The sequence below is a fragment of the Chitinophaga ginsengisegetis genome, assembly GCF_900168065.1.
Lineage (GTDB): Bacteria > Bacteroidota > Bacteroidia > Chitinophagales > Chitinophagaceae > Chitinophaga > Chitinophaga ginsengisegetis.
Window position 1 is genome coordinate 733,676 of record NZ_FUZZ01000002.1, and the last position, 13,915, is coordinate 747,590.

The 13,915-nt window shown below is 49.7% G+C and carries 11 protein-coding genes; 4 read left to right on the forward strand and 7 right to left on the reverse strand.

The features are described 5' to 3' along the window. The first annotated feature begins 268 nt into the window (after positions 1-268). The 3 genes from B5Z18_RS16720 to B5Z18_RS16730 are packed head-to-tail and all read left to right on the forward strand — an operon-like array spanning position 269 to position 2,172. The gene (locus B5Z18_RS16720) at positions 269-922 is read left to right on the forward strand and encodes a FadR/GntR family transcriptional regulator (RefSeq protein ID WP_079470628.1); all 654 of its coding nucleotides are present in this window, start codon (positions 269-271) and stop codon (positions 920-922) included. A 10-nt stretch (positions 923-932) separates the two neighbouring features. Continuing rightward, a complete protein-coding gene (locus B5Z18_RS16725) occupies positions 933-1,766 on the forward strand; it encodes a sulfite exporter TauE/SafE family protein (RefSeq protein WP_079470629.1) in 834 nt (277 codons plus the stop codon). A gap of 10 nt (positions 1,767-1,776) precedes the next feature. Then, a complete protein-coding gene (locus B5Z18_RS16730) occupies positions 1,777-2,172 on the forward strand; it encodes a DUF1634 domain-containing protein (RefSeq protein ID WP_079470630.1) in 396 nt (131 codons plus the stop codon). Between the two features lie 2 nt (positions 2,173-2,174). Here B5Z18_RS16730 and B5Z18_RS16735 read toward each other — a convergent pair whose 3' ends face one another. Genes B5Z18_RS16735 through B5Z18_RS16765 form a run of 7 tightly spaced genes read right to left on the reverse strand, consistent with a single transcriptional unit; the run spans position 2,175 to position 12,711 of the window. After that, positions 2,175-2,567, reverse strand: a complete 393-nt coding sequence (locus tag B5Z18_RS16735; RefSeq protein ID WP_079470631.1) for an acyl-CoA thioesterase — start codon at positions 2,565-2,567, stop codon at positions 2,175-2,177. Positions 2,568-2,597: 30 nt separating this feature from the next. Further along, complete coding sequence (gene nagA, locus B5Z18_RS16740) at positions 2,598-3,788, reverse strand: N-acetylglucosamine-6-phosphate deacetylase (RefSeq protein WP_079470632.1); 1,191 nt, start codon at positions 3,786-3,788, stop codon at positions 2,598-2,600. 3 nt (positions 3,789-3,791) lie between these two features. Continuing rightward, positions 3,792-4,541, reverse strand: a complete 750-nt coding sequence (locus tag B5Z18_RS16745; protein ID WP_079470633.1) for a glucosamine-6-phosphate deaminase — start codon at positions 4,539-4,541, stop codon at positions 3,792-3,794. 26 nt (positions 4,542-4,567) lie between these two features. Then, positions 4,568-6,010, reverse strand: a complete 1,443-nt coding sequence (locus tag B5Z18_RS16750) for a Gfo/Idh/MocA family protein (RefSeq protein WP_079470634.1) — start codon at positions 6,008-6,010, stop codon at positions 4,568-4,570. Between the two features lie 18 nt (positions 6,011-6,028). Beyond that, the gene (locus B5Z18_RS16755) at positions 6,029-8,050 is read right to left on the reverse strand and encodes a dienelactone hydrolase family protein (RefSeq protein WP_143313620.1); all 2,022 of its coding nucleotides are present in this window, start codon (positions 8,048-8,050) and stop codon (positions 6,029-6,031) included. Positions 8,051-8,074: 24 nt separating this feature from the next. Next, a complete protein-coding gene (locus B5Z18_RS16760) occupies positions 8,075-9,631 on the reverse strand; it encodes a SusD/RagB family nutrient-binding outer membrane lipoprotein (protein WP_079470636.1) in 1,557 nt (518 codons plus the stop codon). Positions 9,632-9,651: 20 nt separating this feature from the next. Continuing rightward, the gene (locus tag B5Z18_RS16765; RefSeq protein WP_200817292.1) at positions 9,652-12,711 is read right to left on the reverse strand and encodes a SusC/RagA family TonB-linked outer membrane protein; all 3,060 of its coding nucleotides are present in this window, start codon (positions 12,709-12,711) and stop codon (positions 9,652-9,654) included. 186 nt (positions 12,712-12,897) lie between these two features. Here B5Z18_RS16765 and B5Z18_RS16770 point away from each other — a divergent pair, with 186 nt between their 5' ends. Then, positions 12,898-13,914 carry a LacI family DNA-binding transcriptional regulator gene (locus B5Z18_RS16770; RefSeq protein ID WP_079470638.1) on the forward strand — a complete coding sequence of 339 codons (1,017 nt, stop codon included), beginning with the start codon at positions 12,898-12,900 and terminating at the stop codon, positions 13,912-13,914. The last annotated feature ends 1 nt before the right edge of the window (position 13,915 follow it).

Consider the following 13,915-nt stretch of genomic DNA (forward strand, 5'->3'; position numbering starts at 1 on the left):
TGTTTTTATTTTGGAAGAGATAATAATCAATGCCATCCGGCTGGCGTGGTTACTAAGAAACCGGCTGGATGAACCCTCAATAAACAGCTGCCATGACATACAAGTTTTTCACGTGGAATGTTTCGTTCAGCTGGCAAATGATCATACTGCCTGCCGAATATACAACCCCAGGGCTAGATATCCAATCTATCAAAATTATCAAGGAATAAAAAATAAAACATCAGATGTTTAACTAAACATCATACCTTTGTATTGTAAATGAAGATTTATGGAGCAAACATCCAAACTATCGGACCGTGTTATCAACGCCATCCAGAAAGACATCTCCCAGGGAAAATATAAACCAGGTCAGAAAATACCCGCAGAACCTGAGCTGATGGTGCAATACGCCGTAGGCCGCTCTACCGTCCGCGAAGCCATTAAAACGCTTGCTATGATGGGCATCCTGCGCGTGCAACAGGGCGCCGGCACCTTCGTTAATGAAACCGTTCAGGCGGAATCGCTGGACCAGCGTCTCAGGCGCGCCGACTTCGAGGAAATAAACCAGGTAAGGCGCATGCTGGATTATGAAATCGTAAAACTGGCCGCAGAAAACCATACCAAAGAAGACCTCCACCAACTGAAAGCCTTACTGGAACAACGCAAAAAAGCCATCCTGGAACAACAGTACCAGCAATGCGTGGATGCCGATATCGCCTTCCACACTGCTATTGCAAAAGCCTCCGGCAACAATGTACTGGCCGATCTCTTCCGCAGCTTCACCGCCGTAATCCGCGACTTCTTCGCCAAACGCGATACACAGAGTATCAGCCACTTTGCGATCAGTCACCACCTGCACGAACAATTGTACAAAGCCATCAAAAGCGGCAACGCCAAATTATCCCGGCAGGTAATGGAAGACATACTGGACAATAACTATTAAATATCGACAGATGAATATCCTGATCTTTAGCTTAATACTGCTGGCAGGCGCTTATGTAGCCGGGCTACTGGGCTCCCTCACCGGTTTAGGTGGCGGCGTGATACTGATTCCATTGCTCACACTTGTATTTCATGTAGATATCCGCTACGCCATAGGCGTGGCCCTGCTGGCCTCTATAGCCAATTCTTCCGGCGCTGCCACGGCGTATATAAAAGAAGGCATTACCAATATCCGGCTGGGGATGTTCCTGGAAATAGCCACCACAGCAGGCGCCGTAGGAGGTGCATTGCTGGCAATATTTACACCGGTAAACACCATTGCCATCCTGCTCGGCGTAGTGCTGATATTTTCCGCCGCCATGACCATCCGGAAAAAGCACGAACATGCGGAACAAACGGGCAGTAAACTATCTTATCTCTTAAAACTAAACAGCAGCTATCCAACACCCACCGGGGAAGTGAGTTACAAACTCAAAAACGTGGCCGGCGGATTCGGCATCATGCTGATAGCAGGCGTGTTATCAGGTTTGCTGGGCATCGGGTCGGGCGCGTTAAAAGTACTGGCAATGGATAGCACCATGCGTATCCCTTTCAAAGTAAGTACTACTACCAGCAATTTTATGATTGGCGTTACCGCCGCGGCCAGTGCGGTGGTGTACCTTCAAAGAGGCTACATCGATCCGGGCATGGCCTTCCCGGTAGTATTGGGCGTATTGGGCGGAGCCTTTACCGGCGCCCGTTTGCTCACCTTCATCAATGCCCGCACATTACGGATCATCTTCTGCGCAGCTATCACTTTTGTGGCGCTGGAAATGATCTATAACGGATTAAATCACCAGTTCTAACTACTGTGTCATGAATATATTTAAGAAGATACTCGGCGACCGCGACATCGAATTACTCATCGGCAAACAACTAAGGACCGGGGTGGTCACTGCCAGCTGCATTGCGTTGCTGGGAGGCATCTTTTACCTCGTGCAACAAGGCGCGGCCAGTGTGCCGGATTATTCACAGTTTAAAGGAGAGGGAGCGGAATACACTTCTTTCCGCGGTATCTTTCACGGCGTAGCCACGGGCAGCGCCACGGAATTTATACAATTGGGCGTACTGGTATTACTGGCCACACCTATTCTCCGCATCTTCTTTTCCCTGCTGGCTTTCGCACTGGAAAAAGACAGGCTGTACGTGTTGATCACTACGCTGGTGCTGGGAATTATTTTATTCAGTATGTTCGGCGGACTGAAAATATAATACTACTCTTCCCGCAGCCGTTCGTCGGTATAGGTAATGGCGGTTCTGCCGTGGGGAACAGGCTTCCCTTGTTCATCCACACTTACAAACACCATTTTATCAACAGTAAGAATAGTTTTTTGCGTGATCTTGTTCCGCACCTGGCAGGTGAGTGTGAGAGAAGTTCTGCCGAAGTGGGTGGCTTTAATACCCAGTTCTACAATATCGCCCTGGCGGGCAGAATTGATAAAATTGATTTCAGACATGTACTTGGTTACACAACGATTGGTACCTAACTGAATGATGGAATAAATAGCTGCTTCTTCATCGATCCAACGCAACAAACTGCCGCCAAATAAAGTGCCGTGCGCATTCAGATCCTCCGGCTTTACCCATTTCCGTGTATAAAAATTCATGACCCGTACAATTTTGAAGGCAAAGCTATTTCATTCTCCGATACGATGCACAACTTTTCCTGATACCATCGTCAGTTGTACGGCAATGTTCCCGTCGAAAATAACAATATCGGCATCTTTTCCTGCTGCCAGCGTACCTTTCCGGTCAGACACGCCCATGATGCGCGCGGGCGTATAACTCATCATCCGCACGGCTTCTGTTACCGGCACACCGGCCAGCTCCACCATGTTTCTCACGAGGCGGTCTGCCGTAGCTACGCTGCCTGCAAATGCGCTTCCATCAGGTAGTTTGGCAACACCATCTTCCACAATTACCTCCAACCCTCCATTCAGCGGCCCCAGTATGCTTTTGCCGGGAGGCATGCCCGCCGCCCGCATGGCATCGGTGATCAGCGCGATCCTGTTGGCCCCTTTTATTTTATAGATCAGTTTCAGCAGCGACGCCGGCAGGTGTGCACCGTCGGCAATCACTTCAGCATCTATTTCATCGATGAGGTAAACGCTTTCCACTACGCCGGCATAGCGATACAGGTTACGGCGCGTTACGCCTGACATGGCGGAATAAAAATGCGTGGCCAGCGTATAGCCGCACTCCACTGCCTGCACTACTTCTTCATAAACAGCATCCGTGTGAGCAATAGCCGGTAAAACACCTTTACTCCGCAGGTAATTGCCCATTTCCAGTGCACCGGGTAATTCAGGCGCTACACTCCAGCGGGAAATGTGCGGACTGTAATCCAGTATTTCTTTGTATTCAGCCGGATCAGGGTTACGGATATAGCGCGGGTCCTGCGCGCCGCGCTGGTTCATGGCGAAATAGGGTCCTTCCAGATGCATGCCCAGGAAAGAGGCCCCGTTATGCGGCAATGCCACTGCCTGGCGATAAATATCCAGCGTATGTAAAAGCCCTGCTTTCTCTGCGGTTAAAGTGGTAGGCACCATTGCGGTAGTGCCATATCGTGCATGCGTTTCCGTTATACGGTGAAAAGCGTTTACCGTGCCATCCATAAAATCATGGCCACCGCCTCCATGTATATGCAGGTCGATGAAGCCGGGGGCCACGTAATTGCCCCCGGCATCTATTATCTTATCAGCATGATCAGGAATGGTTCCTTCTCCCACTGCTGCAATCCGGCCTTCTTTAATCAGCACACTTCCGGAGGTGATTACCCGGAACGGCGTAATCAGGCGGCCATTGATAATTTTAATAGTTTCCTGCATGTATTAAACTGTTTTCTGCGCTGGTTGCAGTTTTGCGGCAGATGCTTCATCCAGGTAAAACACACAATCTGCATGTGTTTGTAGAATACTGGCAGGAAACAAATTGCTCACGGGCTGCTCCAGGCTGTCTTTTACTGCCTGCGCCTTTCGCTCGCCGGGTACCGAACAGATAATATGTTTCGATAGCAGGATCTGGTGCACCGACATACTGATGGCCTGCAAAGGCACTTCTGTAACGGCGCTGAACCAGCCTTCATTCATTTGTTGTTGCCGGCAGGCGGCGTCGAGGTTCACTACAAGATACGGTTTCGTAGTGTTAAAATCTGCCGGAGGATCATTAAAAGCGAGATGGCCATTTTCTCCTATGCCCACCAAAGCCACATCAATGGGATGCGCCTGTATGAGTGCGGAAATGCGGCTGCATTCTGCTTCGGGATCGCCTTCCCCGTTGATCAGGCACACCGATCGCAACGGTGCTACCTTGTCGAGAAAACGTTCTCTCAGGTACTTCCGGAAACTGGCCGGATGTGTTACCGGCAGGCCAATATATTCATCGAGGTGGAACATATTCACTTTTCCCCAGTCAATATCGCTGGCTATCAGTTGCCGGATTGTTTCAAACTGGCTTGTACCGGTGGCCAGTATAATATTGGCGCTGCCTTTTTCTGCTATAGCGGCCTTAATCAATGCCACTGCAGTATTGCCGGCTGCAGTACCCAATGTTTGCGGGTCTTTGGATCGGATGATTTTCATTGCACTTATATTTTTTCAGGAGATGATTACTTTTTGCTTTTTACCCCGGTGGTACCACCCTGCTGCAGGGAGATGTCTACCGGCTTGTTATGCTGCCAGGCGCCGTTGGTAAAATCGGGGATGTCGATGGAATTGGAGCGGTTGGCCACCGACCATTCACTCAGCGGGCCTATAGCGCTCCATGCGGCCGCATCGTATACGTCGATGTCTACGGGTAAGCCATTGCGTAAACAATCAATCAGGCGCCAATCCATTAAAAAGTCCATACCACCGTGGCCTCCTACCTGTTTGGCCATCTCACCCAACTTTTTAATAATGGCAGGCGTATACTTTTCTTCCAGTTGCTTAAATTCTTCTGCACTCACCCATCCTTCATGACTCAGCGAAATTCTTGGCTCCAGCGGATATTTTTGCGCGGTAGCTTTTGTGCCGCTTACCAGGTGCAGGCGGGAATATACCCGTGGGGAACTCACATCGTGCTGCAACATAATAGTGCGGCCCTTGCGGGTACGGATAGTAGTGGTATTCATGTTCCCGCGGAAATGTGCATTCACATAAGGCTTATAAAAATCATCAGTGGCCGCGAGCGCCACCGCTTTCTGATGCAACATAAAATCATTGCTTTGCATGGATACCAGGTATTCCATACTATCGCCACGGTTCACATCCAGCACCTGGCACACCGGACCCAGGCCATGCGTGGGATACAGGTTTCCATTGCGATGTGCATTTTGTTTGAGCCGCCACACATCATAACGTTTGTTCTTATCAAAAAGGCTCTCAAAAATATCATGGATGTATGCGCCCTCGCAATGCACCAGCTCCCCGAAAAACCCCTGCCGGGCCATATTCAGCGTGAGCAGTTCAAAGAAATCGTAGCAGCAGTTTTCCAGCAGCACGCAATGCTTCTTTGTTTTCTCGGAAGTTTCTACCAGCTGCCAGCATTCATCAATCGTAACAGCAGCCGGAATTTCCGTGGCCACATGCTTACCATGCAACATAGCGTATACGGCAATAGGCGTGTGCAAATCCCACGGCGTGGCAATGTATACCAGGTCAATATCATCACGTTCACATAATTGCTTCCACGCATCTGCCGATCCCGTGTATTCATGCGGGTCATAACCGGCATCTTTAATTCTCTCTTTGGTAGCGGCAATCATTTCCGGCCTGATATCACACAATGCCTTTACCTCCACACCCTGCAAATAGGTGATACGCTCCACGGCAGCGGAGCCCCGGTTACCAAGACCGATATAACCTATGCGCACCGTATCAATTTTCGGCGCTGCATAACCGCTCATATTAAACTGCTGCCGGTATTTTCTGCCTGCCTGTTTCCTGATCTGATCCAATGCTTTTCCTGGTTTTTCCTGCGCACTGGCATAACCGGGTACCAGCGTACTGCTGCCAATTCCAATGCCTGCTATTCCTATTAATTTTAAAAAATCTCTGCGTTCATTTATCATAAAGATATATTTTCTACATTACTGAAAAATGCTTTGCCCCGGCTGTTTACAGCGTTTTCTCAATTGGAAGAATTCCTCCTGCTGCGCCTGCAACGCGGCTCCAGTCACCGGCCGGCCAGACATGGTAACCGGCATCTTAAACACAACATCCCTTCCGCTCAACGCCGCCGCCAGCGAAAGATCCCCCCACTGCAACAAACCCGGTACATGTACAGCCATACTGAAATAATCGATCCCCATGCGTTCATCAAAACGGTAACTCAACGGGCCGCCGTTCAGCGTTACCTGTGCTGCTGTTCCATTCAGCGCTGCAAAAAACAGGGAGGCCACGCCAGCCTCCCTGCTACCGTTAAGCACTATACGAACATCACCATTTACCATTTTCAAATAATCTGTAATAATCCGCAGATCACTTACCCATCTCCCCTGCACGGTGCTACCCAACCATAAGGCAGAACGCGCCAGGGTATGATAAGGCGGCTGGCTGCCATCTGTAGCAGTGGCAGATACGGAGCTTTGCTCGCCGCAACCCCACAGGTCTGCCAGCACAATGCCATTACCGGCCTCCGTTAATTCCGTGATCAACGCCGCGGGAATACTGTCTTTTCCACCCGGATGGGTTACCACTACATAACCATTCTCTTTGCTGCGCGGAGCACGCAACAGCAAAGGGATCAGTGAACCATCTGTTGTTTCCAGCGCTACACGCTCCCACCCTTCCTGTGGCGAATACCGGTGTGCCTGTTTCAGTGTGCTGTTTTCGTTTATCCGTAACAGTTGTTGCAATGCTTTTCTCTTCTCATCAACATTAATATTTTCTTCCAGCAATGTTTGATGAAGCAGTTGTCCTTGCCGGCTGCACCATGCTGCGGTAGTGATCACGCTGGTGTCGCGGTGTCCGTTGGGAAAAGTGAGCAGCTGTGCAGCGGGCAGCAAATTAAAAGCCGGTTCCTTTTTGGGCGCCCCGGTACCAATGTGTTTCAGCTGCAAATCCATCCAGCCAATCATGGTTTCCCTTATTTCAGGCCAGTAGCCATGCACGGTGTTAAACAACTGGTAACTGAGTTTATCACCGGCATGCAGTAACTCATATATGGGTGCAGCCTGTTTATAACTGCGCAACATTTCCGAAGGGTAAAACGACTTACTCGCATCATTCAGCGCATTACAGATTTTCAATGCGCGGGGCGCCACCATTGCCAGTACCCCGGATTCTTCCATGTAGGTAAGTCCATCCGGTACCAGCTCACATACACAATTGCTGTTCATGATGTAAGATTCAAAAGTACCTACACTCACCACCGGTACGGCCGCTTTAATGCGCTCGTCCATTGCTGCCAGCCACATGGTTTGATTCCCGCCGCCGCTGGCGCCGGTGGCGCCTATACGCGCTTTGTCCACTTCCGGTAAACTGCAAAGCAAATCTACTCCCCGTATGTTATCGGTGAGTTGCATGCCCAGCAAGGTATTGCCTGTATTCATCAGCGAAGCGCCGAGGTTGGCGCCGTGGTATTCCGCCACGCCTTCGGTGGTGGTTCTTTCACCGGCACCCCATGCATCAATATTTAAACACACGTAGCCATTTAATGCGAGGCTATGCGCCGTGGCCTGTACCATTTCCCCTATGCGGGCATCCTTCCAGTGGCCATGCATGTTGATCACTGCCGGGAAAGGCCCTTTGCCATCGGGGATGTATAAATTAGCAGTAGCAAATACACCGGGCCTTGTCTGGAACAGGATATTACGTATATGGTACCCCGTTAGTTGCGTACGCCCGGTTTCTTTTACCTGCAATGGTAGTTTGTGGTCCTCCACGGCGCCGGTCGACTGCAGAATGGCGGTCTTCAGTTGCCGGCGCCGTTGTGTCCATTCCTGCTCCGTGGCAGGCAGCACCTGCGCCTGAAACGCGGTGGCCGCCTGCTGCTTCAGCTGTTGCTGGATAATATCCGTCCGCTCTCCGGAGAAAACTTTTGGCAACGGCCCCTGCGGAGCGTAGAATAGTGAGGACAACACCATGAAAAAGGAAACTAATGCTTTCAAGTATAATTGTGTTTAATGATCAGATCAATCTACGTCCCACCAAAGACGGGTGGCTGCATTATCCGGTCCTCCCAGCAACCGGATACCTTTCTTCAGCTCTTCGCCGTTGTTCACCGCTTCAGAAGAAGGATAAGGCAGCCGCTTGATAAAAGTACCGGCCGGTAAATCGGGGTTATCCGATTTCACCACCGGGTACATCACCGGGAAACCGCTGCGGCGGTATTCTGCCCAGGCTTCCAGCCCGTCGGGGTAAATAGCCAGCCACTTCTGCGTGCCTATCTGCTGACGTTGTATGTTTACCGCAGTACCAAATTTAACTGGTATATTGGCTACCGCTGCAGAATTTTCCACATCGCCGGGAGCTACCGGTACTGCGGTGGAATTCGTATAGGCGTTGATAACAGCCGCGTCCTTCACGCCCCAGTTTTCCATGCTCACCGCAATGCCTTTATCATACAGATCTTTAGCCGATCCATCCATGTTCCAGCCATTCAATGCGCCTTCTGCCCGCAGGAAATAGGCTTCTGCCGCCATCATCACGTGCTTGGGCGCCTCCAGCGCAGGCAGCCAGGAGAGGTTCAGCGGATTGTAGGTAGCCCAGTAAGTACCCGCATTGGAAGTTTGCGATGCCTGGTTCAATGGGTTATTCAGCGACACTGCCGGTGATCCGTTGCGCACGCCACGGAAAGTACCGCCATTTACCGCAGGCTGGTAAAAAGCCCCGATCCTCGGATCATTGTAGCCTTTCATATAAGAAGCCATGGTAGCACTCATACTGAATTCATTATAGGAGGCCACTCTTGCCAGGCCGTTGCCATCGCCACCATTCAGCGATTTTTTCATCATGGCGGTATGTGCTACTGCTGTCATTACACCACTTGTCACAGCGGCTTCAGCTTCCTGTTTGGCGCGGTCGGGCTGTACTTTTGAAATACGCAGCGCCAGCCGCAAACGCAGCGTATTGGCGAAACGGATCCACTGTTGCACATCCCCGGCGTATATCAGGTCGTTGGCGCCAAAAATATTGGTAGCGCTGGTTGCTTTCAGGTTCTTTACGGCATGGTCCAGTCTTTTGAAGAAGTCGTCGTAAATTTTATCCTGGGCATCATAAGGTATAACATCCTGGGCTTTTCCGGCATCAAAATAAGCTACCGGACCGAAATAATCCGTCAGGTGATGAAAAGCATATACCCACATGATTTCCGCGAGTGCATATTCGCCGGAAGTTTCTTCCGTATTCTCAAAAATGGTGCGCAGCTGTGGTACAGTTTGCACATAGGCAATGATGCCGGGACGCGGCAACCAGCCGTCATTGATCACATAACGATCGGTTTGAAAGCTGTTGGTGTTCAGTGCAAAATATTGTGCATATAAATCGGCATACAGGTTTTGTACGGTCTGGTAATATCCCTGGTTGATCGCGGCAGATGATTCTGCCTTTGAAAACATAAATGGTAATTCTCCCTTACCTACTCCTGTTAACCCGCTTGGGTCCACATTCATGGAATCGAAGTTTTTTGTACAGCTGCCCAGCATCACCGTCAGCGCCAGCGGAAGTATATATTTTAATTGCTTGTTCATGGCTGTGTGTTTTTTGTTGACTAAAAGGATACATTCAGGTTCAGGCCAAAGCTGCGTACTGCCGGCGGTAAACCGGCTTCTATGCCCTGGTAGTTACTGGTACCCAGTGCGGATTCCGGATCTACCGGCAAAGTACGTTTACCCATGCCCGGTATATCCAGCACAGACTTACCACGGTACAGGAAAAACAGGTTACGTGCCGTTAAAGAAAGCCTGGCACGCTTTACCAGCTTCTGATCGAAATCGAAATCATACCCGAAGGATAATTCCCTCAACCGGAAATTGGTGGCGCTGAAAGCAAAGAATTGTCCCCATGCATCGCGGCCACCCTGCGATACTTTTGTCCAGAAATCTTCTGCGTCGATAGATTTGGTATTGACGCTTCCGTCTGCCAGCACACCGGGCAATACCAGTCCGCCGTTCCTGTATTGAGTGGTATAATCGGCAACGCCATAGGAAGCCAGCAGTGCATCAGTACCGGATATAACGATACCGCCTACACGCCCGTCAATGAGAAACGACATACTGAATTTTTTATACTGGAACTGGTTGTTCCAGCCCAGGGTGAAGTCGGGATTAAAATTGCCGAGGTATTGATTCTGCGCAACCACGGGGAGGCCATCAGTACCTATGAGGTATTGTCCTGTTTTCGGATCTTTCTGCCATGCGTATCCGTACATATCTCCATACTTACCTCCTACTCTTGCCTGCACAGTAGCGAAATTAGTAGCGGAAGAAAGGCCGATCTGGTCCACACCATCTTTCAGGTACAGCACCTTGTTGCTGTTGGTGGCAAAGTTCACGCTGGTGTTCCAGCTAAAATCCTTGCGTTGTATGGGCGTACCTGTGAGCATAATTTCAAGCCCCTTATTCTGTATATTACCAGCGTTGATGTACTGGTCGTCAAAACCGCTGGCCTGTGGCAACCCAACATTCAGCAACTGGTTAATGGTATTATTCTTATACACTGTAGCATCCAGTCCCAGCCGGCCATTGAGGAATTTCCATTCCAGTCCCACCTCCCACGATTTTGTTTGTTCGGGCTTCAGATTATAAATGGATTTTGTGTTATCTCTCGATACAAAACCACCGCCAGCGCCTACACTGTAATAATAAGCCTGTAACAGCATGTAAGGATCTGCATCATTACCTACCTGTGTATAAGCAGCACGCACCTTACCAAACGTAACCCAGGAAGGCATCTGCAGCATATCTGATATTACGGCCGATAATCCCACGGAAGGATAAAAATAGCTGTACGGACTTGGCAACGTGGAAGACCAGTCGTTACGCGCACTTACATCTAAATATAAATACTGCCTGAAATCCAGCTGGGCATTACCATACACGGATTGTATCTCTTTCTGCACCGTAGTGTTGGTAGTAGCCGGCGCAGTAGCAAACATGAGATTAAAATGGTTAGGAATGCTTAGCCCGTTGGCCAGCGCCTGTGAATTATATCCCTTGCTGGTAAGGATGCTTCCGCCTACATTATAATTCACATGGAAATCGCCGGATAATTTATTGCTGCCGGATAACAACAGGTCCATGTTACGTTCCCAGTGATTTACATATGCCTCCAGGTAACGGCCGCCGGGCTGCACGGGGAAAGCGACCGTACCGTTATAATAGGATGCAGTGATTTTATCGTCATAACGGTCAAGGCTATACCGGCCCTGTAAACTGAGCCAGTCGGTAAGCTTGTATTTGGCTGATCCCATCAGCATAATACGGTTGCGCGATTCATCCACCATGTTACGGTACACGTCCCAGTAAGGATTCTGGAAGGTGGTGGAATTGGTCCAGTAAATGGGGTAAGGCTGACCGGTAGCATCGGTACCTTCAAAATGGTTCAGCGAGTCCTTGCTGAGATCACGCGGCATCAGGTAGGCTTCGTTGGCAACGCCCTGATCGCCCAGGCGTGGCTTGTTTTTAATATCCTGGCTGATGTAAGTTAATTTTACATCCGTTGTTAAGCGGGGCAATATTTCGGCGGCAACCCGGAGGTTCAGTGTATTTCTTTCCAGCCTGTTTTTAGGAATAATACCACTGATGGCATTGTTGGTGTAAGATGCATAGCCACGCAGTTTGTCGTTGCCGCCGGAAATATCGATAGAATTGTTCACGGCTGTTCCTGTGTTAAAAAAGCTTCTCACATTATCGGAATAGGTTTGTGCCGGGGCTCCCCAGCTGGCAGGGGCGCGGGTTCCGGCTTGTCCTTTGCTGCCGCTGCCATAGGTGTTCTGGAATTTCATCAGCATATTAGGCTGGTCCAGCGATACGCCGCCGTTATAATTTACAGCCAGCTTGCCACTTTTACCGCTTTTGGTGGTGATGATGATAGCGCCGTTGGCAGCGCGGCTACCATACAAAGCCGCTGCCGCCGGGCCTTTCAGCACGTTGATGGATTCCACATCCTGCGGGTTCACGCTGGCCGCGCCATCGCTGCCGGAGTAACCGCTGCTGATACTTTTAGGCTGCGTGGAAATAGTGTTGGCAGAACCGCCGCCGTTTTTTTCGGTCGACATAGTATTATCTATCGGCACACCATCTACTACGATCAGCGCATTGTTATTACCGCTGATCGACCGGTTGCCGCGCAATACAACTCTTACTGCACCACCGGGGCCGGAGGCTGCCGGCGTAATCACTGCGCCCGCCACTTTACCGCTCAGGGTATTCATAATATTAGCGCCGGGATCCTTCACCGTGTTGATGGCGGCGTTATCCAGTTGTTGGGTGGCATAGCCCAGGGAGCGGGTTTTACGCTCAATACCCAATGCGGTGACCACTACTTCATTTAAGCCCGTGGCGCTTTGCTGCAGTGCTACATCGATAATTGTTTGTGTTGATACAGGGATTTCTTTCTTATCATATCCTACATAGGTAAATACCAGCATAGCGCCGGCAGCCGCGGAAATGGCATACTTTCCTTCGGCATCGGTACTCACACCGCGTGTGGTACCTTTTACGCTTACGCTTACGCCGGGAAGCGGCGATCTGGAAGCAGCGTCGCGTACTACGCCCTTCAGGGATAATTGATCTTGTGCGGATAGCTGCCAGGGCAAGGCAATTAGCATGATTAGGAAATACAGGTGTAGCTTTTGGCTAATACAGCTTCTCATACACTATGAATTTTATGGTGATCCTGGTTGGTAATTGTGAACCTAAAATACACCCGATGATTCCTTTCTTTGGAAAATTCACCGAGAACGTTACCGATTGATTTATTATATTTAAGTATTCCAACCACACCTGTAAGAAGAATGCGCCGACACTATGCTACCATAAAAGACATTGCTCATGCATTGAATATCTCTGTATCCACCGTTTCAAGGGCTTTGAGAGATACGTATGACGTAAGTGCAGATACCCGTAAACTGGTGCTGGAAATGGCCGCCAAATTGAACTACAAGCCCAACTTCAATGCCACCGGCCTCGTAAAAAACAGTACGCATAACCTGGCGGTGATACTGCCGGGTATTACCAATTATTATTTCTCTACTGTATTTACCGGCATCCAGGAAATCGCCTACAGTCATAATTATAATATCATATTGTATGTAACAAACGATGATGCCGCCCGTGAATTAAACATCATCAGAAATCTTTCTTTCAGCAGCCTGGATGGCCTGCTGGTATCGGTTTCCTCACAGGCGGATTCCTGTGATCATTTCCAGGAAATCATCGACGACGGTATACCCGTGGTGTTCTTCGACCGCGTGGCAGCCGGTATCCGTACCTCCAAAGTAATGCAGGACGACTACAACGGCGCCTTTGAAGCTACCACGCATCTTATTGCCAACGGCTACAAAAAAATAGCGCACATTGCAGGGCCGGAAGGACTCACGTTTACCACCAGCCGCCTCAATGGCTACCTGGATGCGTTGCGGAAGCATGGAATGCCTATCCGCAAAAAATGGATCATCCATTCCGGGTTTACGCAGGAATGCGGCGAAAATGACCTTGAAAAATTATGGAAGCTGAATGATAAACCGGATGCGGTTTTTGCGGTAAACGACCGTAAGGCGGTGGGCGCCATCGTTACGCTGAAGAAGAAGAATATTGCGGTAGGGAAAGAAGTGGGCGTGATCGGTTTTACCAACGACCCGATGTCTGCTATCATCTCCCCATCCCTTTCCACTATTGCTGAACCAGCCTTTGAAATAGGAAAGAAAAGCTGCCAGCTGCTGCTGAATCATATTAAGAAGAAGAATTTTATTCCTGAAGAAATTATCCTGCCCGGAAAATTAATTATCCGGGAAAGCAGTATACGTTCATAAT